Below are 22696 nucleotides of genomic sequence, written 5' to 3' on the forward strand. Positions count from 1 at the left end.
AAACTCCAAACGCTGCACGATGCCGAAGCGATCGCGCAACGGCGATGTCAGGAGCCCGGCCCGCGTGGTCGCGCCGACCAGGGTAAAGAACGGCAGATCCAGCTTGATGGAGCGCGCGGCCGGGCCGTCGCCGATCATGATATCGAGCTGATAGTCCTCCATCGCCGGATAGAGCACCTCCTCGACCACCGGGCTCAGACGATGGATCTCGTCGACGAAGAGCACGTCCCCCGCATCGAGATTGGTCAGGATGGCCGCGCGGTCACCCGGCTTCTCGAGCACGGGCCCGGAGGTTTGACGCAGACTGACCTGCATCTCGTGCGCGATGATGTGTGCGAGTGTGGTCTTGCCGAGCCCCGGCGGGCCGAAGATGAGCACATGATCCAGCGCCTCGCCGCGGCCGCGCGCGGCGCCGATGAAGATCTCCATCTGCTCGCGCACGACCGGCTGCCCGACATAATCCTCAAGCTTGCGCGGGCGGATGGCGCGGTCGAGTGCCAGCTCGTCGCTGGCCGGGTCGGCGTTGATCAGACGTTCGGGCTTCGCCATCAGTGCGGGTGCCGATGCGAGTGATCCGGAAGTTGCCGATACTCCGAGCAGCGTCTCGGCGTCGGCACCCCCTTGCCCGGATTCAACAACCCCTTCGGATCGAACGCCGCCTTGACCGCGTGGAACTGCTGCAGCTCCTCGGGGTTGAACTGGACGCACATCTGATTGATCTTCTCGATCCCCACCCCGTGCTCGCCCGTGATGGTCCCGCCGACCTCGACACACAGCTCCAGGATGCGCCCGCCCAACTCTTCGGTCCGCTCCAGCTCGCCCGGCTTGTTGGCATCGAAGAGGATCAGCGGGTGCATGTTGCCGTCTCCGGCATGAAAGACATTGGCGACCCGCAGCCCGTATTCGCGCGACATCTCCGCCGTGCGCCGCAGCACTTCCGGCAGGGCGCGGCGCGGGATGGTGCCGTCCATGCAGTAGTAGTCCGGCGAGATCCGGCCCACCGCCGGGAAGGCGGCCTTGCGCCCCTTCCAGAACATCAGCCGCTCGGCATCGTCGTGCGAGGTCCGGACCTCGGTCGCGCCGCTGGCCAAGAGCAGATCGCGCACCCGCATGACCTCCTCGGAGACCTCCTGACTGGTCCCGTCGATCTCGCAGATGAGGATGGCTGCCGCGTCCGTCGGATAACCGGCATGCACGAAGTCCTCCGCCGCCTGGATCGCCGGCCCGTCCATCATCTCGAGCCCCGCCGGGATGATCCCGGCCGCGATGATGTCGCCCACCGCTTGGCCGGCCTTCTCCACGTCGTCGTAAGCCGCAAGGATGGCCTGGGCGCGCTCCGGCATGGGCAGCAGCTTGACCGTCACCTCGACCGTCACGCCGAGCATCCCCTCGGAGCCGATGAAGAGCGCCAAGAGGTCATAGCCGGGTGCATCGAGCCCGCTCGATCCGAGCTCGATCAGCTCGCCCTCGATCGTCACCAGCTTGACCGCAAGGACGTTGTGCACCGTCAGCCCGTACTTCAGGCAATGCACCCCGCCCGAATTCTCCGCGACATTGCCCCCGATGGTGCAGGCGATCTGGCTCGACGGGTCCGGCGCGTAATAAAGCCCGTGAGGCGCCGCGGCCTCGCTGATCGCCAGATTGCGCACCCCGGGCTCAACCCGTGCGGTTCGCGCGACCGGGTCCAAGTCGAGAATCCGGGTGAAACGCGCGAGGCTGAGCAACACCCCGTCGCCACGCGGCAAGGCCCCGCCGGAGAGCCCGGTCCCGGCCCCGCGCGCCACCACCGGCACATCCCGCGCGTGACATAGCCGCATGATGCGCTGCACCTCCTCGACCGTGCGCGGCAGCACCACCAGCAAAGGCAACTGCCGATAGGCCGAGAGGCCGTCGCACTCGTAGGGTTGCACCTGCTCCTGCTGCTCGAGCACCGCATCCGACGGCAAAAAAGCCCGCAGCGCGCGGACAAGCTCCGCCCGCGTTGCGGACAGCTCGGGATCTTCAAAGTCGATCCGGGCCGGTTGAATCAGGCTCATGACGTTGACCCTAGTCGTTGTCTCATCCTCGGAAAACACGGAGCCTAGGACCAGACGGGCGCCGAGTAAACCCGAGACCGCGCCCGTTACCCCTGCCGAGGCGACTCAGACCACAACACCCCGAGCGTAGGATGGGTAGAGCGCAGCGAAACCCATCCTCCAAACCGCCGCGTCCCAAGCCGAGGAAGGCCGCGATGCAGGCCGCCGTGTAGAGCACAAAGAAATCCATCCTCCAAACCGCGGTCTCCCCGCCGCTGCACAGACGACAGCTGAACGGTCAACCGGATCGGCTTGGATCTCGGCCATCAGCTCCACGCGCATTGAGCGCCCGTAGCGCTTGACTGTAGAATGCCCGAACCGCCCGGTCTTCGGACACAGGCCTATCCCGCATCGCTGGCGTAGCTCAGTTGGTAGAGCAGCTGATTTGTAATCAGCAGGTCGTCGGTTCGAATCCGTCCGCCAGCTCCAAATTAAAGAAAGACTTAGGCGATGCCTGTCTAGGTCGATCCTCCTTGTGTCACCACTCTATTGCCGACGAGTGCCCGCGGGTTCTCCAGCCTTCGCAGCAGGGAGATGAGGGCGCGCGGTTCGCCGCACTCGCTCAATCCTTGCTGATCACCGTCCGGGTCTTTTCGCGAGGCCGGTTGATCTCCGGCGGAATCGCCCCGCGGATCGTCGCATTCCGTTCTTCGATCAGCCATTTCTGGTAAATGAGCGAGGTGTTTGTCCGCGGCTGCTGCTCCTTGGCGGGCTCTCTCGTTCGCTGCCGATCGAGCCGGGTTGCCGGAGGTTGCGCCGTCGGATTTGGGCTCAGGTCGGATCCTTGATCCGGTGCGGTGCTCGCCGGGTTGCCGGTAATGTTCAGCGTCTCCCCGACTGCATCGTGAGGGCAGGCGATGTCGCTGAAGGAGATTTCCCCGTCCTTGCCGGTGCACTTGTGTATTTCAGCTGCGATTGGAGGCGAGAATCCGCACACGGCAATGGCGAGAATCACGAGGCAATCTTGGCAGCGTCCCGGCATGTGTTTCCTCCTGGTGTGCAATCATGCGTTCCGGCCGCCTGATTCGCTCCCGGCCGGGTGATAGAGCTGAACGGTTTCCTGCTCGTTGGCGTTGTTGCGCGCGACGATGGCGAGCGCGGGTTCAGTGTCGCTCAGATTTCTGGGTTGGTGGGGTATACCGGCCGGAATGAAGATGAAATCGCCTTCGTTGTTGACCACCGATTCCCGGAGGTTCTCGCCGTAGCGTGTCTCGACGCGGCCCTTGAGGAGATAGATGGCGGTTTCGAAGCCGAGGTGCAGATGGGGCTCGGCCTCGCCTGCGGGCGGGATCACCACCAGGTTCATGGAGATTCCCGCAGCGCCGGCCGTGGCCTCGGAAATGCCCACGAAGTTGGGCAGCCGCTGGAGCGTGTCGGTGGGAATTTCGGGGCGTACCGTCACGATCTTTGCGTTCATGATTCGAGATGCCTCTGGTGTATTGACGTATCTTCGATCGTTGGGGCGGCGTCGTGCCGCGAGAAGGTGCGAAGGTCGCCGGGATCATCCACCGCACGGTCGCCCCTCACGTGTCATCGGTCAATCTCTGGGTTCCCGAGACATAAGGGTCGGCGGGAGCGCTCACGTGCCAGAGCCTCGCGGCCGAGCTTCTAAACCGCGCCCGGTGCGGTATGCGTAGTGTGTTGGATTCGCTTGGCCGCGCCGGCTCCAACGACCGTTGGAGCCGGCGCGGTTTAGGTCTCTCCGCCCGCGACCTCGGCCCACGGCGGAATGCGGGGCACGCGACGTGCGCGCGCGACGACATCCTCGAGACCGGGGCTTCCGGGGGAGATCGGCAGCGGAAAGCCGCGTGCCTCCAAAGCCACTGCCTGTGCCTTCTCCCAATCGACAATCTCCGGGCCGTCGGCGATCTCGGCCTCGATCGCTTTCTCCATCGGTTTCAGACTGCCTTTCCAGCGCTTCTTGTCCTCGGCGAGGGGCGCGTGTGCCTCCAGGTAGACCTCGCCGCCGCGCGATCCGACGAGATAGGGCTGGTTCACGACCGTGACCTTGGTCCCGATCGGAACCTCTGCGAACAGGCGGGCGATGTCCTCCGGGTACAGCTGTATGCAGCCGTGGCTCACGCGCATGCCGATGCCGAAGGGTTTATTCGTGCCGTGGAGCAGATACTGGGGCCGACTCAGACGCATCGCGTGAGCGCCGAGCGGATTGTCGGGTCCTGCCGCGACGACGCCCGGAAGCTGTTCGCCCCGCTGCGCGCGCTCCCGGCGGATGGATGCAGGTGGGGTCCAGGTCGGATTTTCGGTCTTCTGGATGATCCGCATCTGTCCCAAAGGTGTTCGCCAACCCTCCCGACCGATGCCGATGGGGTGGGTGACGACAACCTGTGGTTCACCTTCCTCGCGCTTCGGAAAATAGAACAGCCTTAGTGTCGCGAGGTTCACGACCACGCCTTCGCGCGGGGCGTCCGGAAGAACATATTGGGTCGGAAGGACCACGCGCGTTCCGTCTCCCGGGAGCCAGGGGTCGACGCCGGGGTTCGCCGCGACGATCTCGTCGTGTCCCAACCCGTAGCGACGCGCGAAATCCGGGAGCGTGTCCTCGTGCCGGGCGACCACGACCCGGACGTCCCCGACAACGTCGGTCTCCTCGTCCGGTAGGACGAAACGATCGGCACGCTCCGGTTCCTCGACGAATAGATGCGAGTCATACAGCGTCGCACAGCCGCTCAGCACGAGGGCGGCAAGCAGCGTCGAGCACCAGCGTAGGGAAGCGACGGTGCTCGCGGAAGGCGCCGTTCTCGCACGGCCGGGGCCTGCGCGTTTGGTCCTGCTTCCCTCGACAACATCCCGATCCTGCGTGTACTTGGCTTGTTTAAACACCGAATGTCCTCGCTCAGGAAAAGACAGGCTTTAGGTTGGCTGCTCATGGGCCCGCTGGCAAGCGACGTGCCTCCGCACGTACTACACTCAAACGAACGCAAATACCAGGCGGTACGGTAGGATGATCGGCCTCGTTCAGTCCGAGGTCGTTCGGGAAAACTCCGAACCGCAATTGGCCTGGATCCGGCCCGACACGATCGAACGGCCGCGTCAGCGGCCTCAAAGAGCAAACGATTACAGGGATGTGCAGACGTCACACCACCACTGGAGGCGAGCGTCGAGAGATGAACAGTGGCTATATCCTCTCCATCGATGAGGGCACCACGGGTACGACGGCATTGATCTTCGATCACGCCGGGTCGGTCCGTGCGCGTGCCTATTCCGAGTTCACCCAACATTATCCCAAGCCCGGATGGGTCGAGCACGACGCCGAAGAGATCGTGCTGATCACGATGAAGGTGATCGCAGAGGCGTTGCGGGCCGGCGGCGGCGTTGCGCCCGACGAGATCCGTGCCATCGGCATCACCAACCAACGCGAGACAACGGTCGTGTGGGAGCGCGACTCGGGTCGTCCGGTCGGGCGCGCCATCGTCTGGCAGGATCGGCGGACCGCACGCTATTGCGACGAGCTCAAGTCACGCGGTTTGGAGGAGATGGTCCGTGCCAAGACCGGCTTGGTCATCGATCCCTACTTCTCCGGCACCAAGCTGAAGTGGATTCTGGACAACCAACCGGGGCTGCGTGAGCGGGCCGAGCGCGGCGAGATCTGTTTCGGCACCATCGACTCCTGGCTGGTGTACCGGCTAACGGGTTGCCGGGTGCATATCACCGACTATTCCAACGCATCACGCACCATGCTCTACAACATCCGCGACCTGCAGTGGGACGCGGAGCTGCTGGACCTGCTCGAGATCCCGGCCGCCATGCTGCCCGAGGTGCGCCCCTCCTCGCAGATCTACGGCGAGACCGATCCGCAGATGTTCTTCGGCACCCGCGGCATCCCGGTCGCCGGTATCGCCGGGGATCAGCAGGCGGCCTTGTTCGGTCAAGCTTGCCATAGCTCGGGGATGGCGAAGAACACCTACGGAACCGGTTCCTTCGTGCTGATGCATACCGGTACCGAGGCGGTGACGAGCGACGAGCGACTGCTCACGACGATTGCCTGGGGTGTGGGGGACGAGCCGGTGGAATACGCGCTCGAGGGCGCGATCTTCGTCACCGGTTCCGCGGTACAGTGGCTGCGCGACGGGCTCGGCATGATTGGTCATGCTTCCGAGACGCGCGAACTGGCGCGATCGGTACCGGAGAACGAGGGGGTCTATTTCGTGCCGGCCCTGGTAGGTCTCGGTGCCCCGCACTGGGATCCCTATGCCCGCGGCCTGCTGATCGGGATCACGCGGGGCACGACACGCGGCCATGTCGCGCGTGCGGTGCTCGAGAGCATGGCCTATCAAACGCGCGACGTCATCGAGGCGATGGAGCGCGACTCCGGCATTCGGCTCAAGGAGCTGCGCTGCGACGGCGGTGCTGCGGTCAACAGCGTCCTGATGCAGTTTCAGGCCGATATCTTGGGCGTCAATGTCGAGGTCCCGCGAATCACCGAGACCACGGCGCTCGGCGCGGCCTATCTCGCCGGTCTCGCCGTCGGCTTCTGGGAGAGCCGCGAGGAAATCGCCGAGAAATGGGCGCTGGATGTGCGCTATCACCCGCGCTTCGACGCAGCCAAGCGCGAGCGCTTGTTCAAGCGCTGGCACAAGGCCGTCGAGCTTTCCAAGGGGTGGGCGCTCGACGACGATTGATCCGGCCGCGGGCGCTCGGACGAGACCTGACGCGATTCATCCCACGGAGCAGGTCGTCGGTTGGGCAAAGCGTGGCGTGCCCAACGCTCCCCGTGATGCCGGCGTAGGTTGGGCACGCCACGCTTTGCCCAATCGACCTGTTCGTGCTGATTTTGAATCGTTCCTGACTCCGGAGGAGCAGTCATATGACTCTGCGCGAGAGCAACATCGCCAAGCTGCGGGAAGGTGTCGTCTATGACGCGCTGATCATCGGCGGCGGGATCAACGGGGCGGTGTCCGCCGCCGCACTGTCGGGCAAGGGCGCCCAAGTGGCGCTGATCGACAAGCGGGATTTTGCGGGCTTCACCAGTCAGCAATCGTCCAACCTTGCCTGGGGCGGTATCAAATATCTTGAAAGCGGCGATTACCTGCTCGTGCGCAAGCTGTGCCTGAGCCGCAACGAGCTGATCCGCAGCTACCCGAGCCGGGTGAAAGAGATCCGCTTCTTCGCGACGATCGACCGCGGGTTTCGCTTCTCGCCCTTCTTTCTGTGGCTCGGCACCTGGGTCTACTGGCTGTTCGGCAACGGCTTCACCCGGATCCCGCGCTTCCTCACCAAGGACCGCATCCACCGCGAGGAGCCGGTGGTGAAGACCGACAAGGCTGCCGGCGGATTCGAATACTCCGACGCCTATCTGCACGACAACGACTCGCGCTTCGTCTTCCAGTTCGTGCGCTCGGCGATGGATCGCGGCTGCATCGCGGCAAACTATGTCGAATCGCTCGGTGCACGGCGCGACGGGGAGCTCTGGATCACCCGTGCGCGCGATACTCAGACGGGCGAGACCTTCGAGATCCGCTCCAAGGTCCTGATCAACGCCGCCGGCCCCTTCGTCGACGACCACAATCACGTCACCGGGGAACAGACCGAGCATCAGCACCTGTTCTCCAAAGGCATCCATCTGATCGTGCCGCGGATCACGCCCCATCAGCGGATCCTGACCTTTTTCGCCGATGACGGACGGCTGTTCTTCGTCATCCCGATGGGCGTGCGCACCTGCATCGGCACCACCGACAACCGGGTCGACACACCCGAGACCGAGGTCACCGACGCGGATCGCGACTTCGTGCTGGAGAACATCAACAAGCGGGTGGCGTTGGCCGCACCGCTGACGCGCGAGGACATCATCGCCGAGCGCTGCGGGGTGCGGCCGTTGGTGGTGAAGCGCCAAGGCAGCGACGCTGGCGGGCGCGACTGGATGCAACTCTCGCGCAAACACGAGATCGACGTCGACCGCGCGCATGCGCATCTCTCCATCTTCGGCGGCAAGCTCACCGACTGCGTCAATGTCGGCAACGAGGTCGCGCGGATCGTCGCGGGGCTCGGCATCGACCTGCCGCATGCCGGGTACCGCTGGTACGGCGAGCCGCACCGCTCGGTCTACGAGGAGTACATGCACCAGGCGCGCCTGATGAATCTGGACAGCTACACCTCGGCCGAGTCGATCGAGCCGCTCTCCAGTCGGCTGTGGCGGCGCTACGATCAGCAGGCGTTCGAGCTGCTCGCCCAGATCCGCGAGGATCCGCGCCGGGCCGAGGTCTTGATCAAGGGGACGGATTATCTGCGCTGCGAGATCCAGCTCGCCAAGCGTCAGGAGATGATCGTCACGCTCGAGGATTTCCTGCGCCGTCGCTCCAAGATCGCCCTGGTGGTGCAGCGCCGGCAGATCCAAGAGGCCGAGGGCCTGATGGAGGCTTGCGAGATCCTCTTCGGTGAGACCGCACAGGCGCGATACGCGGAGTATTTCGGCGAGTCTCGAGCCGTCACGCGCGCGCAGTCCCTCCACCTGGAGTCGGACGCCGCCTGACTCTGAGTCCGGCCTCCACGCCGGTGCGCCGAGCCTGACTCCGAGCCCGACTTCGAGCCCGACTCCAAGCAGATTCCGCGACGACAACACCACCCGAGGGCAACGGCCATGACCCCATTCTTCGGAGAGCTTATCGGCACCGCACTGCTGGTCCTGCTCGGCAACGGTGTCGTGGCGAATGTCCTGCTGAGCGAGACGAAGGGCCAAGGTGCGGGTTGGATCGTGATCACCTGGGGTTGGGGCATGGCCGTGTTCGTGGCCGTGTTCACGGTTGCCGCATTCAGCGGCGCCCACCTAAATCCGGCGGTGTCGGTCGGCCTTGCGGTCGCCGGCAAGTTCGAATGGGGCCAGGTTCCGGCTTACGTTGTGGCGCAATTCATCGGGGCTATGATCGGTGCCGTGCTGGTCTGGCTGACCTACTGGCCGCACTTCGCCCGCACGGAGAATCCGGACCTCAAGCTCGCCTGTTTCTGCACGGCTCCGGCCGTGCGCAACGCACCGTCGAACCTCTTCTCCGAGACCATCGGCTCCTTCGTCTTGGTGCTCGCGGTGCTTTTTCTCGCCGTATCGGTCTTCGGTCTGGGTGCTCTGGATGCCTTGCCGGTCGGCTTGCTTGTCCTGGCCATCGGTCTGAGCCTCGGCGGTACCACCGGCTATGCGATCAACCCGGCGCGTGATCTCGGGCCTCGGATCGTCCATGCGCTGCTGCCCATGCCGGGCGGTAAGCGCGACAGCGATTGGGGCTATGCCTGGGTCCCGGTGGTCGGCCCGCTGATCGGCGCCGGGCTGGCCGGTCTTCTGTACCTCGCGCTGCAAGACCCGACCAGCGTGCAGTTTCGGTGAGGCCCGCGCCCGAGGGAGTTAAGCCGATGGGGGATATTCGATGAGTCGACGCATTCGAGATCAACCCATCCGACCGGGCCGGCGCCGATTCCTCGGGGCTGCCGCCGCCCTGCTCGGCGGCTCGGCCCTGACCGGTCTTCGCGCGGCCGAGCTGTCGGTCGAACGGGCGCCCCAACAGTCAGTCCGACCGCCCGCCGACACCGATCCGGTGCGCACCGCTGCGGCGCGTCGTTGGCTGACGAGCGAGCTCACGCCCTCGACCCTGGACCCCGACGCGCAGATGGCCGAGATGCAGTTCTTCATCCGTGCGGCGGCACCCTTCCGGGGGCAGCGCATCCATGTCGTCTCCGAGACCATCCCGACCCATGTCTACGAGCAACGCATCCTCGCTCGGGCCTTCCACGAGATCACGGGCATCCGCGTCCAGCACGACCTGATCCACGAGGGCGAGCTCGTCGAGCGCATCCAGCGTCAGACCCGGACCGGGCGCAACCTCTACGACGCTTATGTCAACGACTCGGACTTCATCGGCACGCATTTTCGCAGCAACGCCGTCGTGCCGCTGTCCGAGTGGATGGCCGGCGAGGGCGCCGAGGTCACGCTACCGACACTGGATCTGCACGACTTCATCGGTCTCTCCTTCACCACAGGTCCCGACGGCGTCCTCTACCAATTACCCGATCAGCAGTTCGCGAACCTCTATTGGTTCCGCGACGACTGGTTCCGGCGCGATGAACTGAAACGTGGTTTCGAGACCCGGTACGGCTATCCGCTCGGTGTTCCGCTCAATTGGAAGGCCTACGAGGACATCGCCGACTACTTCACGAACCAGGTTCGCGAGATCGACGGGCGACGCGTCTACGGGCACATGGACTACGGCAAGGTCGACCCCTCGCTCGGTTGGCGCTTCACCGACGCCTGGCTCGCGATGGCCGGGGTCGGGGATCCGGGTCTGCCCAACGGCATGCCGGTCGACGAGTGGGGCATCCGGGTCGAGGACTGCAGGCCGGTCGGGTCTTCCGTCTCGCGCGGCGGTGCGACCAACAGTCCAGCCGCCGTCTACGCCCTGCGCAAGTATCTGGAGTGGTTGCGCGCCTTTGCACCCCCGGAGGCACTGAACATGACCTTCACGGACGCCGGCCCGGTGCCCGCACGCGGCGATATCGCCCAGCAGGTCTTTTGGTACAGCGCCTTCACACCCGATCTGGTCAAACCCGGCTCGGCCGTGATGGACAGCGACGGAATGCCCAAGTGGCGGGTCGCGCCCTCGCCGCACGGCGCCTATTGGGAGCCCGGCATGAAGCACGGCTACCAGGACTGCGGCGCCTGGACCCTGCCCGCCGCGACGCCGCTCGATCGCCGTCGGGCGGCCTGGCTGTACGCCCAATTCTGCGTCTGCAAGACGGTGTCGCTCAAAAAGACCCTGGTCGGGCTGACCCCGATCCGCCGCAGCGACCTCGCCTCCGAGGCCATGACCGCGGCGGCCCCCCGCCTCGGCGGCCTGGTGGAGTTCTACCGCAGCCCGGCACACCTGGCCTGGACCCCGACAGGACTGAACGTTCCGGACTATCCGAAGCTGGCGCAGCTGTGGTGGACGCGCATCGGGGACGCGGTCCGGGGCAAGACCGATCCGCAACAGACCATGGACAATCTAGCCGAGGCCCAAGACCAGACCCTGGCGCGCATTGCGGCGTTGGGTCTGTCCAAACGCTGCGCGCCGCAGGTGTCGGCACCCGAAGATCCGACAGTCTGGCTCGCCAGACCGGGCGCCCCGAAACCGCGTTTGCCGGACGAGGAAGGGATCGGCAAAACCCAGGACTACGAGACCCTCATGGAGGCTTGGCGCACGGGAAGGTTCGGCGTCTGATCCGGCGCCCGTCGAGGGTCTCCCGGGATCGTCGAGTTGCACTCGACCCGCTGGCCGTTAGGCCAGCGCAAGAGGCCGATCGCACCTCGGCGCCCCGCGTCTCGACCGATCTCTCGACGGAGAAGTATCTACCGACGACCACCGATCCGATCGCGCTCCAGGATGACCAAGGCGATCCCGCCAAGCACCGCCGCCGAGGCCAGCACGAGCCGCAGCGTGATGGGCTCGCCGAGCAGAGCGACACCGCCGATCGCGACGATCACCGGCACGCTGAGCTGAACCGTGGCCGCGCTCGTCGCGCGCAACATCGGCAGCACCCGATACCAGAGCGCATAGCCGAGTGCGGAGGTCAGGGCGCCGGAGGCGACGGCATACCCCGCGCCGATCGCATCGATCGAGACCTCCGCGATCACCAGCAGGCTCAACAGCGCGGTGATCGGCACGGTCAGCAGAAAGTTGCCGGCCGTGACGCGGATCGGGTCGCCCGCGCCCTTGCCGCGGACCGAGTAGACGCCCCAGGCCATGCCGGCGCCGATCATCATCAGCGCGCCGCCCAATGGCGGTGCAGAGAGCCCCGGCAACAGCAGGCCGACGAGTCCGCCGAAGGCCAACGCGACACCGACGATCTGAATGCCGTCGAGTCGTTCGCCGCCGCGGAGTCCGAGTGCGATCATGGTCACCTGGACCGCACCGAACAGGAGCAGTGCGCCGGTCGCCGCGGTCAAGCTCAGGTACGCGAACGAGAAGAGTGCCGCGTAGCCGAACAGGGCGAACGCCGAAGGCCAATTGCCCGCACCCGCGCGTACCTTGCCGGTCAACCACACCAGCAGCCAGAGCATCAGCGCGCCCGAGATCAATCGGATCGAGGTGAAGCTGGCCGCGTCGATGGCCGTGTCGCGCATGGCCGCCCGGCAGAGCCAGGAGTTCGCCGCCAGCGGGATCATCGCGAACGCGGTCAGCAGGATGAGGCGGGGGTTGGTCATGGCTGTGTGGGCACCCTGGTCTCAGGCGAATTGGGGAAACGGATATGCCGAGCCGCGCGAGGCACAACCGACCGTCGACGCCAATTGTGCCGCCGATCGTCCATTGAACCTACGAGTATCGACTTTTCCGGGAAGCGGATTGGTTTTGATCCCCTACCGCGGGAGCTAATAAACTCGTTATCGATTGAGTTTTTTGTCGCCTTGCAGGAGTCTGCTCATGGATATCTGGCCAGTTCAGGAGGCAAAAGCCCGCTTCAGCGGGCTTCTGGATGCCTGTGTGACCGATGGCCCCCAAGTGGTCAAGCGACGGCGTACCGAAACCGCCGTGCAGATTCCCATCGAGGAGTGGCGCCGCCTTCAGGTGGCTGCCCGACCCTCCCTGCAGCAGCTCCTGCTGGCCGATTCTGCCCGAAACGACCTGTTGATGCCGGAACGAGGCAAGGCTTGCCGCCGGCAGGCCTCGGCGCTGCGGTAATCCAGCATGCAAGCCCCGGATACCAATGTGGTCTTGGAGCTCCACAAGCCCCGGCCGCACGGCGCCGTTGTCGGATGGCTTACATCAAATGCGGGCTGAAAACGGACGGGTGTCGATGCCGAGCGACCTCGCGGGAGTCGCGTCCGCGACCAGTCGCCATCTGACCGTCCGCGCCCTCGTAACCGGTATGCTGCTCGGGATCCTGCTGACGCCCTGCAACATCTACTCGGGGCTGAAGATCGGTTGGTCGTTCAACGTCTCGATCATCGCCCTCTTGATCGCTTCGGGATTCTGGGCCCTCCTGGCCCGACTCGGCCTCGCTCGGGCGTTGGGTGCCGGCGAGGGCAACATCGCCCAGACGACGACCTCCTCCTCGGCGAACATCATCTCCGGCGGCCTGGTTGCGCCGATCCCCGCGCTGGCAATGCTCTCGGGGTCGAATCTTCCCCCGGGGCAGCTGGTCGCGTGGGTGTTTGCGGTCAGCTTTCTGGGGATCTGGGTTGCTTGGTATCTTCGCGCCTCCTTGATCCTGCACTCCGGCTTGGCCTTTCCGACCGGTCGGGCAACCGCGGAGACCCTGATGGAGATCTTCAATCAGGGGCGCGAGGCCGCGCTGAAACTGCGCTTGCTGCTTGCGACGACCTTCGTTGCGGGCACGGTGAAGTGGCTCGACGGGGGCTGGTTCAGCCTGCCGCGCCCGAGTCTCGGGTTTACCTTGCCGGCGGGCGGCGCGCTTTCCGGCTATGCCGGGATCAGTGCGAAGAACCTCACCTTTACGCTCGATCCTTCACTCATGCTGACCGGGTTCGGCGCCATTATCGGATTCCGCGCCGGGGTCTCGTTGTTGATCGGCGCGCTCCTCTCCTGGGGCGTACTGGGACCTTTGGGCTTGCACGCAGGGTTCGTGACGCCGGGCGAGCTGCACCCGGACGCGAGTTGGTTCCCCACCATGGTCGAGTGGCTCTTGTGGCCGGGTGTCGCGCTGATGGTCGCTTCCGCGTTGACTCGGTTTTTGTTGGACGGCATTGCCTCGCGGCGCCGCGTGGCTTCGGTCGCCACCGCGGGCGAGGCCGATGGTTGCCGTGCGGCGCGCCTCATCGGCCTGGCAGTGGCGAGCGCGCTGGTGGTCATTGCGCAAACGGCGATCTTCGATATCGGCTTGGGCATCGCCGTGCTGGCGGTGCCGATCGCCTTCCTGCTGGCGATGGTCGCCTCGCGGGTCGTCGGAGAAACCGGCATTCCGCCCATCGGCGCGATCGGCAAGGTCTCGCAACTCGGCACCGGGATGATTGCACCGGGGGAGATGACGGCCAACCTCATCGGTGCCAACGTCGCGGGCGGCGCGGCTGGACAGAGCGCCGATCTGCTCAATGATTTTAAGGCGGGGCATGCTATCAACGCCCCGCCGCAGCTGCAGGTCGTGGCCCAGTTCTTCGGTATCCTGACCGGAAGCCTCGTCGGCAGTCTGGTCTATCTGCGGCTGGTCCCGGATCCGGCGGGGATGCTGATCACCGAAGAGTGGCCGGCCCCGGCGGTCGCGACCTGGAAGGTCGTAGCGGAGACCCTGGGCCATGGACTCGGCTCCGTCCCCGCGAGCGCGCTTTGGGCGGTCGCGATCGCCGGGGCTGTCGGGATCGCCGCGTCGGTGGTGGAGCATCGACGCGGTGCCGCCTGGCTACCGAGCATGCCCGCCCTGGGGCTTGCAATGGTGATTCCCGCATCTTTGTCGATCACCATGTTCTTCGGCAGCCTGATCGCCTCGGCGGTGCAGCGCTGGAATCCGAACCTGGCGCAGCGCTTCTCGATCGCGGCCGCATCCGGGCTGATCGCGGGCGAGAGCCTGGCCGGCGTCGGGCGGGCGCTGCTGGGGGTCATCGGTTGAGGGCCATCCGCGCCGCGCGTGCGCCCCGTCGGGCACTGGAGGATTGTGATCATGCTGCATGAGGTCTTTGCCGTCTGGGCCGCGATGTTGCGGCATCTGAGATCGGCTTGGCGGACGATGCTCGCCGTGAATCTGCTCTACGTCGCCCTCGGCGTCGTCCTGCTCGCGCCTTTGCCCGGGATCCTTGCGCACCTGCTGATCCGACTGTCCGGGGCCGAGGTGCTGGCGGATCAGGACATCGCCTTCTTTCTGCTCACCCCGTTCGGGATGGCCTCCCTGATCCTGGTGGCGGCCGTCCTCGTGGCGATCGGCGCACTCGCGCAGGCCTCGCTGATGTTCGTCGTCGCCGGGGTTGAATCCGGTGTCGGGCGTGAAAGACCGGCAATCGACGCGCTCCGGTTTGCGGCGGGTCGCGCGGTGAGGATTCTGGATTTCGCGCTGCGACTGGTCGTGCGCCTGCTCTTGCTGATGGCGCCTTTTTTGGCGATTGCGGCGGCGACGGCCTGGCTGTTGATCACGGATCACGATATCAATTACTACCTCTCGATGCGTCCCCCGACGTTCTGGATCGCGGGCGTGATTATCGGGATCTTCCTGCTGATGATGTCGGCGCTCATCGTGCGCCGCCTCCTCGCCTGGTCGCTCGCACTGCCGCTGGTGCTCTTCGCCGAGGTCTCGCCGGCGCGATCGTTCGCCGAGAGCGAGCGCCTGACGCGGAGCAGGCGCTCGCTGGTGCTCGGCGTGCTGGCCGTCTGGGGGTTGATCGTCGTGTTGCTCGGCACCGCCGTGGTCGCCGTGATCCATTGGCTCGGCGTCTTGATCGTGCCCCGATTCTTCGATGCACTGACGCTTCTGGTCATCGTGCTCGGCGGTCTCGTCGCGCTCTGGGCGGTGCTGAGCGTGCTGGCCGGTGCATTCAACGGGGCGACTTTTGCGCTGGCCTTGGTCGAGCTCGCCAAGTATCTGAACGCACCGATCCGCTTGAGCGCCGTTTCGGCGGACCTGCCTGGCAAGACGCATTCACGGCGGGCGCTCGGTGTCGGGCAGGTCGCGGCCCTGTTGATCGGGGTGGTGCTCGTCGCCGTGCTGACCGGTGTCTGGCTGGTGCGCGGCATCGAGGTCCGCGACACGGTCACCATCGCCGCACATCGCGGTGCGGCCGGGAAGGCGCCCGAGAACACGCTGGCCGCGATGCGTCAGGCAATCGAGGACGGCACAGACTGGATCGAGATCGACGTGCAGGAGAACGCCGACGGCGAAGTCGTCGTCTTCCACGACAGTGACTTCATGAAGCTGGCCGGGGTCCCGTTGAAGGTCCGGGACGGGACGCTCGAGCAGCTCCGCGCCATCGACATCGGCAGTTGGTTCGGTCCGCAGTTCGCCGGGGAGCGGATCCCGACCCTGCGCGAGGTCCTGGAGCTGGCACGCGGCAAGGTGCGGGTGGTGATCGAGCTCAAATATTACGGGCACGACCAGCGGCTCGAGGAGCGCGTCGCGGAGATCGTCGAGTCCACGGGGATGGTCTCGGACGTGGCGATCATGTCGCTCAGCTACGAGGCCGTCCAAAGGATGCGCGCCCTCCGGCCCGATTGGCGCATCGGCCTGCTGTCGGCGACGGCCATCGGCGATCTGACCCGGCTCGACGCCGACTTCCTCGCAGTGAACATGGAGATGGCGAGCGCGGGCTTCGTCCGTCACGCCCGTGCCGCCGGGAAGCAGGTCTTCGTCTGGACGCCCAACGAGCCGGTTGCCATGTCGCGGATGGTGTCGGTCGGCGTGGACGGTCTCATCACCGACGAACCGGCAGATGGCTCGCGAGGTCGTCGAGGTGCGCGCGCTGTTGAGTCCGGCCGAACGGTTGCTGGTGCATGCGGCGGAGTTGTTCGGTCAGCCCCTACCCGAGCGGGTCTATCGCGATGATTCGCCGTGACCGAAGGCGCTGCGCCGGCGCACTCCGATGGCCTGTTGCCCTGGTGCTCGCCTGGCTCGTCGCCGGCCACTTGCTCGCGGAAGAGTCTGCGCCGTTGGATCCGGCCGGAGACGCCCCGGCCATCGAGGCGCTGGAGCGGCAGTTGGAGCTCGGTCGCCACGCGCGACTGGCCCGGATCAAGTCCGACCCGGACAGTCGGATCGCCGACTTCACCACCGACGGGTGCAGCGGCGGTCTCTCGGCGGGCTGGGAGTCGCTCGCGGCCTGGCTCGCCGATTTCCGCGCGGTCCACGGCGACCGCCCGCCCTGGGAAGCCTGCTGCATCGCTCACGATCGGCTCTACCACGCGGGCGGGCTGCGCGATGCGACAGCCGAGGACAGCTTCGAGGGGCGCCGCGCCGCGGATCTGGCGCTGCGAGATTGTGTGATCGAGACCGGAGCACGACGGGCCCCGGCGCTGAGTACCCAGTATCATCTCACCGAGGGTCAGATCGCGGGCATCTATGCCGCGGTGGCGGATCTGATGTACCGCTCGGTTCGTTTGGGCGGCATCCCTTGCAGTGACCTGCCGTGGCGTTGGGGATACGGCTGGCCGGCATGCGACTGACGCTCTGCCGACGCCTCCGGACCATCGGATCGGGCGCTCATGGATCAGGCCGGAGCCGACCTCGCCGCGGCCATGCCGAACACCCGATTCAAGGTCGGCAAACATGACCCGAGCTTAGCGTGAACGGATCTCGATGCGTGCCGGAATCTCCGATCTGCTGTCTCGATCGGTTGAACCAACGCGTCTGCCAAGGCGCCGCCCGCTACTTGCGGGGACAATACCGAAAGAGCGGGCTTAGGTCTGCCGATCTCCAGATTGGAAACGACGTTCGGCCACCTTCCAACCGCAGCGAATTTTCGGCACCGATGATAGGCCGACTGAAGTCGACTTACCCGGGGGCGACGTCACTCGGCGCACCGGCCTTCGGGTTCGGACGCGAAGACCCGGATTCATCCTGCCCGAGATGTCGGCGCACGTCGTTCAGTGCAACAACAACACCGGATCCGATCGTCGTTCTCTGAATTGGTCTACCACTGGATGAAAACCCTCCGCGTTCTTGCCTGGATTCTGCTGCCGATGCTTTTGCTGTCGGCCGGCGCGATTGCCTATCTGCCCGTCTATCTGCAGGAGCATCAGGCGGACCTGGAGGCCGCAGCGGGTAAGGCGCTCGGACGACCGGTCGCGACCGACGGCGTGACGCTGGGTTGGTTGGCTCATCCAAGGCCGGCGCTGTCGATCGTGCTGAAGGGGTTGCGGGTATCGAATCCGGACGGAGCCGCCGACTGGGCCCTGGGGCCCCACTTGCTCGAGAGCGAGCGGGTGGACGTGACCTTGGACCTGCGTGCGCTCTTGCAGCGGCAGATCCGCATCGACCAACTGGTGATCCGCGGCGCGCGGTTGATGCTGCAGACGACCGCCGATGGCCGCGACAATTGGAAGATCGACGTCGCCAAGGGCAAGGGTGCCGGCGACATCAGCCTCTTGGTGCCGACGGTGCAGGTGATCGACTCCGAGATCGCCTTTGCGGCGGCACAGGGATTGGTGCGGCGCGCCGATGTGACGCGGCTTCAGCTCGACGGTCTCGGTGCCGAACCCTTGGTCCTCGAGGCTGAGCTGCTGATCAATGATGCGCCGCTGACGTTGAGCGCCAGCGCGGGCGCCACGGATGCTCCGGCCGATGCTCAGGACGCCGCCCGCTGGCCCTTTCAGGTGCAGGCGCGCAGCGCGGACACGCACGCCGAGCTGAACGGCAGTGCCCCCGCACCGTTCGATTCCACGGGGCTGGATGCCAAGCTCCAGGTGCAGGGGCCGACGGCGAGTCCGCTCGGGCAGATCGTCGGGATCCAGGGGCTGCCGGCGGGACCCTTTCGGCTCGACACGGTCCTGACCTGGGACGGCCGGACCCTACAGGCCAGTGCGATGAGCGGATCGTCGGAGGCCGATGTCCTGCCCGCGCCGCTGAGCATCAGCGACGGCGAGATCAGCGTCTCGACGGACGGTCCCTGGTCTGTTCGAATTGCGGGGAAGCTCGGCGATCGGCTCGGGACGCTGCACCTGACGCCGGTCGCCACGCCCGAAGCCGATGCCCGGACGTCCAATGCTCGGACGACCGGCGCCGTGGCGATCGAGGCAACGCTCGCCGACGGGCGCTTCGACGGCGAGCTGCGGCCGGCATCTGGCGAGGCGCGGGCCCTGCTCAGCGGCACGCTCGACGTCGGAACGCTCAACTTGGAGGAGATCGCGCAGGGCAAGGCGGCTCAAAGCGATGCCGACGGCACCTCGGGACCCGCGGCGACCAAAGCCAGCTCGACGATGGGCCCGACCTGGACCGACAGGCCGCTGCCGTTCGTCGCGCTGACCCGGCTCGATGCCGACCTGGATCTCGCCGCCGAGACTTTGGCCTGGCAGCGGATCACCATGCGCGGGCTCAAGGCTCGGGCCAAACTCCGCGACGGCCGGCTTCAGCTCGACGGGGTCAGATTCGCCCTTCCCGGGCTGACGGTCACCGGCCAGGCGGTCGTCGACGCCGGCCCCCGATCGCCCGTGCTCACGCTCAAACTGAACACGGACCGCATCGACGTGCCGCAGGCGCTGTCGATGCTGCCCCGGGGTCCGAGGTTGGGCGGCAGCATCGTCGGCTTGAGTCTGGATGCCAAGGCCAGCGGTGAGACTCCGTCGGCGTTGATCCGTGCCCTGAGCGGCACCCTGAGAGCCGGATCGGTCCGGCTTCTCCCGCCTGCCGAGCGGGGCCGAAAGGCCACGCCGATCGAACTTGCCGGGCCCAATCTTCGGGTCGACGCCGGCAAGGCGGTGAGCCTCGAGACCGGCTTGACGATGACCGGGCAGACCATGGACCTGACACTGACCGGCGGGACGCTGGCCGACCTACTGCCCGCGGGGCGATCCTGGCCGCGAATCGACGTCGCCGCACAGACCCGGATCGATCGCCATCGAGTCTCCATCCGCGGCCATCTGGGGCCGCTCGCGGCCATCCGCGCCGGCCGCGACCTGCGGCTCGACCTGACCCTGGCCGACGACACCGGTCTGACCGGCGCCCTGACCGGCGAGCTCGCCCGACTCGACGGCCTGGCGGGGAACCAACTGCAGGCGCGGTTCGCGGCGAAGAGCCTCGCGGCATTGCATCCCGGCTTGCCCGCGCAGCCGTTCTCCGCGACGGCACGCGTCCAGGGTCAGACCGGGCAGCTTGAGCTGCTGGACCTGAAGGCAGGCAGCGCGGGCAGCGACATCGCCGGGGAGGTGCGCATCGGTCTCGGCGCGCGCGCGCGGATCGACGCCGATCTGTACGCCGAGGTGCTGGATCTCACCCCGTTCTTGGTGTCGAAGCAGAGCGGCGCGGACGGCGGCGGTGCGCCCCGAGCCGGGCGCGACGGTCGCGGCGAGCAGACGCTGCCGTTGGAAGGACTGAAGGCCCTCGACGGCTCGATCAAGCTCCGTGCCGGTCAGGTTCGGCTCGACGACTTCGATATGAACGACGGCACGCTCGAGGCCAGCCTCGACGCGGGACATCTGGTGCTGTCGGCCGATGCCGCTCAGGGCGCGCTGTCGGTCGACCTCGAGCTGCGGCCCCGCCAGACGGACTGGCGGTTGGACCTGCACCACAAGGGCAAGGTCGATCTGGGTCGGCTGATCAAGGCGAAGAATCAACAGGCACTCTCCAATGTCCCCGTCGCCGTCGAGGTCCGCCTGAGCGGTGTCGGTGCGTCGATGCCTGCACTGCTGCGCTCCGCCGATGGGCGCGTGGAGCTGATCCTGGGTACCGGACAGCTGGACCGAAAGGTCTCCCGGCTGCCCTTCGGAGGAGTCGTCTTCAGTTTGCTCGATACGCTCAATCCGGTTGACTTGGCCGACGTCGACATCCGGCGGGACCTCGTCAGCCTCCGGTGCGCCGTCTTGCAGTTCGATGTCGCCGACGGCATCGCCACCAGCAAGCGCGGATTGGCGGTGCAAACCGATACTCTCAATGTGCTGGGCGGCGGCGCCATCAAGCTGGAGACGGGGGAGGTTGCCCTTCGCTTCAAGACCGTCAAACGCACGGGGATCGGGCTGAGCCTGCTCGGCCTCGCCGACCGTTTCATCGTCGTCACCGGCACGCTGAAGGCCCCGCGCGCGACGATCGACCGCCGCGACCTCATTGTCGAAGGAGCCGCCGCCTGGGCCACCAGCGGGCTGAGCCTGGTGGCCGATCAAATCATCGGCCGCCTGACCGCTTTCGGCAGCCCGTGCGAGACGGTCCTGCGGCGGGAGTGAAGGCCGCGCGGGAGTATCGTCGCCGAGGTGATTTCACCGGACATTCCCGGTGTCATCCGCGCCGGCCGTGCGACACGATTCCACCGTCGCCGATCCGCCGATCCGCCGAGCAGTTCCGCGGGCCTGGTTCGGTTCGATACTTCGCCGATGCATGCGAGCGGCCAGGAGCCGAAGCTCGGCGTAAGCCTCGTCAACGACTGCATCACGCGCACTGGAGACTCCCGTGGCAGCTTACGCCACCAATCACTTCACGCGGGAAGCTGTCGCTCGATGCGCTGATCGCCACCGGACGGAAATGACCCGGAGCTGCCAGGCGCGGTTGCCATGCGAGCATCTGCTTACGTCAGGTCAGCCGACGGCAGTATCCGGTTACTTTTTCCTTAGGGTCGCAACGAAATGCCCCCACCGATCCCGTCGGCCATGCTGCTTGCGCGCGCAAGCCGCGCAGGCCGCATCTCTGCGAGCGCCAAAACGCAGCTATTCTGCCGGCCCGCCAGGTACGCAGTCCTTGCCAGGCGTCTTCCTTCACTCTGCGTTCTTTCCTCGCCGAGACGCGGCGGGTCGAATCGCTCTACGAGATCTAAAAAGTGGCCCCGACGACCGTGACGCAGTTCGCTATGGCGGACGCCTTGCAGCGGATCGGTGCGCGACTGTTCGACCTCAGCGAGATCCCGCACTCGACCCGTGTGAAGGCCGGCAATGCCGTCGTCGGCCACCTTGCCGACATCCTGCTGCGGCTGCCGGAAATCCCGCTGGAATCCGTTCCGGGTGGCTCCGGCGCGGCACGCGCCGAACTGCCGCCGCACTGGACGATCCCGGGCACCGAAATCCGCATGGTCCGGCTGGGCGAGGGCCCGCGTTCCGGAGACTATGTCTTCTCGGCCGCGACGGTGGCGCGGCTTCCACAGATCCACGCCCGGGCCGAGGGTCTGCCCGTGCTGCGCCCGAGTGCGATCGGCGATTGGGCAACGGTGCAGCAGCGCATCGTTGGGCCTTGGCTGATGCGGCTGCCGCTTGAGCGCCTGCCCGCGTCACTACAGGCGACGATGCTCGGCACACCGATCCGGAAGGTGTTGTTCGCCGGCCTCATCGCCGCGATCATCGGCGTGGTGATCCTGCGATGGCGGTTGCTCGACCGTCACTGGACCCGGACGGACACGGCTTGGCGCCGCTACGCGCTCAGGCTCACCGTCCCGGTGCTGCTCGGTCTCTTGGTCGTACTCGGTCATGGTTTCATTGCCTGGTAGGTGGTTCCGTCCAGTGAGATCGCACGCGCCGAGACCCTGCTCGCGACTCTCGCGCTCTACGTGGCCGCCGCTTGGGCGGCTTGGTGCGCCTGCTGGCTGATCGCCGAGGCGATCATCGCGTCGCCCGCCTTTCCGGACGATACCTTCGACGCCCACCTGCTAGGCATCGTGGCCCGTGTCGGGTCGCTGATCGCGGCGGGCGGCATCCTGCGCTACGGCGCGAAGGACATCGGCGTGCTCGCCGGCGCCGGCATCGACGGCATCGCGCTCGCGCTTGCCGCGCAATCCACCGTCGAAAACCTGCTGGGGGGCGTTACCCTCTTCGCCGACCGCCCCTTCCGCGTCGGCGACCAGATCCGCTTCGGCACCAGCAGCGGGATCGTGGAGTCGATCGGGCCCCGCTCCACGCGGATCCGCGGGGCCGACGGTACGCTGACGTCGGTGCCCAACGCCGATCTGGCCAAGACGCAACTCGTCAACGTCTCGGCCCGACCGCACTGCGTGTTTCAGCACAAAATTGGCCTTCCCAGCGGCCTCTCCAGCGCGCGGATCGAGGCACTGCTCGCCGAGCTTCGCCGTCGCGTCGCAGCCC

General features: G+C 66.4%; 17 protein-coding genes and 1 tRNA gene. 12 read left to right on the forward strand and 6 right to left on the reverse strand.

From position 1 onward, the window contains the following. Both ruvB and GPT33_RS07470 read right to left on the reverse strand, forming a co-directional pair. On the reverse strand, window positions 1–549 hold a 549-nt coding region (gene ruvB / locus GPT33_RS07465), incomplete at its 3' end, for a Holliday junction branch migration DNA helicase RuvB (protein WP_296806933.1). Continuing rightward, complete coding sequence (locus GPT33_RS07470; RefSeq protein ID WP_296806935.1) at window positions 549–2036, reverse strand: FAD-linked oxidase C-terminal domain-containing protein; 1488 nt, start codon at window positions 2034–2036, stop codon at window positions 549–551. The genes GPT33_RS07470 and ruvB, both read right to left, overlap by 1 nt. Before the next feature lie 392 nt (window positions 2037–2428). Between GPT33_RS07470 and GPT33_RS07475 the strand changes: the two genes are divergently transcribed. Then, a tRNA-Thr gene (locus GPT33_RS07475) sits at window positions 2429–2504 on the forward strand. A 133-nt stretch (window positions 2505–2637) separates the two neighbouring features. Here the strand turns inward: GPT33_RS07475 and GPT33_RS07480 are convergent. From GPT33_RS07480 to GPT33_RS07490, 3 genes are all read right to left on the reverse strand, one after another. After that, complete coding sequence (locus tag GPT33_RS07480) at window positions 2638–3057, reverse strand: DUF4124 domain-containing protein (protein WP_296806937.1); 420 nt, start codon at window positions 3055–3057, stop codon at window positions 2638–2640. Window positions 3058–3078: 21 nt separating this feature from the next. After that, complete coding sequence (locus GPT33_RS07485) at window positions 3079–3492, reverse strand: cupin domain-containing protein (RefSeq protein WP_296806938.1); 414 nt, start codon at window positions 3490–3492, stop codon at window positions 3079–3081. 275 nt (window positions 3493–3767) lie between these two features. Beyond that, window positions 3768–4916 (reverse strand): L,D-transpeptidase family protein, encoded by a 1149-nt coding sequence (locus GPT33_RS07490; protein WP_296806940.1) that lies wholly within the window; start codon window positions 4914–4916, stop codon window positions 3768–3770. 284 nt (window positions 4917–5200) lie between these two features. On the opposite strand from GPT33_RS07490, the gene glpK reads away from it, so the two are divergent. The 4 genes from glpK to GPT33_RS07510 all read left to right on the forward strand — a co-directional run bounded on the left by glpK (window position 5201) and on the right by GPT33_RS07510 (window position 11272). Next, entirely contained in the window at window positions 5201–6715 is a 1515-nt protein-coding gene (gene glpK, locus GPT33_RS07495; protein WP_296806964.1) for a glycerol kinase GlpK, read from the forward strand. 185 nt (window positions 6716–6900) lie between these two features. Further along, window positions 6901–8562, forward strand: a complete 1662-nt coding sequence (locus tag GPT33_RS07500; protein WP_296806943.1) for an FAD-dependent oxidoreductase — start codon at window positions 6901–6903, stop codon at window positions 8560–8562. 108 nt (window positions 8563–8670) lie between these two features. Beyond that, window positions 8671–9405: an MIP/aquaporin family protein gene (locus GPT33_RS07505; RefSeq protein ID WP_296806945.1), complete on the forward strand. Its 735-nt coding sequence runs from the start codon at window positions 8671–8673 to the stop codon at window positions 9403–9405. A 40-nt stretch (window positions 9406–9445) separates the two neighbouring features. Continuing rightward, on the forward strand, window positions 9446–11272 hold the full coding sequence (locus tag GPT33_RS07510) for an ABC transporter substrate-binding protein (protein ID WP_296806947.1): 1827 nt from the start codon (window positions 9446–9448) through the stop codon (window positions 11270–11272). A 128-nt stretch (window positions 11273–11400) separates the two neighbouring features. On the opposite strand, the gene GPT33_RS07515 is transcribed toward GPT33_RS07510, so the two are convergent. Further along, window positions 11401–12255: a DMT family transporter gene (locus GPT33_RS07515; RefSeq protein ID WP_296806949.1), complete on the reverse strand. Its 855-nt coding sequence runs from the start codon at window positions 12253–12255 to the stop codon at window positions 11401–11403. Between the two features lie 217 nt (window positions 12256–12472). Between GPT33_RS07515 and GPT33_RS07520 the strand changes: the two genes are divergently transcribed. The 7 genes from GPT33_RS07520 to GPT33_RS07550 form a co-directional block, all read left to right on the forward strand. Next, window positions 12473–12730, forward strand: a complete 258-nt coding sequence (locus tag GPT33_RS07520; protein ID WP_296806951.1) for a type II toxin-antitoxin system Phd/YefM family antitoxin — start codon at window positions 12473–12475, stop codon at window positions 12728–12730. Between the two features lie 115 nt (window positions 12731–12845). Beyond that, on the forward strand, window positions 12846–14612 hold the full coding sequence (locus GPT33_RS07525; RefSeq protein ID WP_296806953.1) for an OPT family oligopeptide transporter: 1767 nt from the start codon (window positions 12846–12848) through the stop codon (window positions 14610–14612). A gap of 51 nt (window positions 14613–14663) precedes the next feature. Beyond that, window positions 14664–16532 carry a glycerophosphodiester phosphodiesterase gene (locus GPT33_RS07530; protein WP_296806954.1) on the forward strand — a complete coding sequence of 623 codons (1869 nt, stop codon included), beginning with the start codon at window positions 14664–14666 and terminating at the stop codon, window positions 16530–16532. After that, complete coding sequence (locus GPT33_RS07535) at window positions 16529–17149, forward strand: hypothetical protein (protein WP_296806956.1); 621 nt, start codon at window positions 16529–16531, stop codon at window positions 17147–17149. The genes GPT33_RS07530 and GPT33_RS07535 overlap by 4 nt, the downstream gene beginning before the upstream one ends. Before the next feature lie 477 nt (window positions 17150–17626). Next, window positions 17627–20857, forward strand: a complete 3231-nt coding sequence (locus GPT33_RS07540) for an AsmA family protein (protein WP_296806958.1) — start codon at window positions 17627–17629, stop codon at window positions 20855–20857. A 587-nt stretch (window positions 20858–21444) separates the two neighbouring features. Next, a complete protein-coding gene (locus GPT33_RS07545; protein WP_296806960.1) occupies window positions 21445–22104 on the forward strand; it encodes a hypothetical protein in 660 nt (219 codons plus the stop codon). Continuing rightward, window positions 22105–22696, forward strand: a 592-nt coding sequence (locus GPT33_RS07550) for a mechanosensitive ion channel domain-containing protein (protein ID WP_296806962.1), incomplete at its 3' end; no start/stop codon positions are given.

Source organism: Thiocapsa sp., assembly GCF_011390875.1.
In the GTDB taxonomy this organism is placed as follows: Bacteria; Pseudomonadota; Gammaproteobacteria; order Chromatiales; family Chromatiaceae; genus Thiocapsa.

What these genes read in the sequence shown, in the direction of transcription:
- GPT33_RS07470 (WP_296806935.1), bottom strand. Translation starts at nt 2,036, where the DNA reads ATGAGCCTGATTCAACCGGCCCGGATCGACTTTGAAGATCCCGAGCTG.
- GPT33_RS07480 (WP_296806937.1), bottom strand. Translation starts at nt 3,057, where the DNA reads ATGCCGGGACGCTGCCAAGATTGCCTCGTGATTCTCGCCATTGCCGTG.
- GPT33_RS07485 (WP_296806938.1), bottom strand. Translation starts at nt 3,492, where the DNA reads ATGAACGCAAAGATCGTGACGGTACGCCCCGAAATTCCCACCGACACG.
- glpK (WP_296806964.1), top strand. Translation starts at nt 5,201, where the DNA reads ATGAACAGTGGCTATATCCTCTCCATCGATGAGGGCACCACGGGTACG.
- GPT33_RS07500 (WP_296806943.1), top strand. Translation starts at nt 6,901, where the DNA reads ATGACTCTGCGCGAGAGCAACATCGCCAAGCTGCGGGAAGGTGTCGTC.
- GPT33_RS07505 (WP_296806945.1), top strand. Translation starts at nt 8,671, where the DNA reads ATGACCCCATTCTTCGGAGAGCTTATCGGCACCGCACTGCTGGTCCTG.
- GPT33_RS07510 (WP_296806947.1), top strand. Translation starts at nt 9,446, where the DNA reads ATGAGTCGACGCATTCGAGATCAACCCATCCGACCGGGCCGGCGCCGA.
- GPT33_RS07515 (WP_296806949.1), bottom strand. Translation starts at nt 12,255, where the DNA reads ATGACCAACCCCCGCCTCATCCTGCTGACCGCGTTCGCGATGATCCCG.
- GPT33_RS07520 (WP_296806951.1), top strand. Translation starts at nt 12,473, where the DNA reads ATGGATATCTGGCCAGTTCAGGAGGCAAAAGCCCGCTTCAGCGGGCTT.
- GPT33_RS07525 (WP_296806953.1), top strand. Translation starts at nt 12,846, where the DNA reads ATGCCGAGCGACCTCGCGGGAGTCGCGTCCGCGACCAGTCGCCATCTG.
- GPT33_RS07530 (WP_296806954.1), top strand. Translation starts at nt 14,664, where the DNA reads ATGCTGCATGAGGTCTTTGCCGTCTGGGCCGCGATGTTGCGGCATCTG.
- GPT33_RS07535 (WP_296806956.1), top strand. Translation starts at nt 16,529, where the DNA reads ATGATTCGCCGTGACCGAAGGCGCTGCGCCGGCGCACTCCGATGGCCT.
- GPT33_RS07540 (WP_296806958.1), top strand. Translation starts at nt 17,627, where the DNA reads ATGAAAACCCTCCGCGTTCTTGCCTGGATTCTGCTGCCGATGCTTTTG.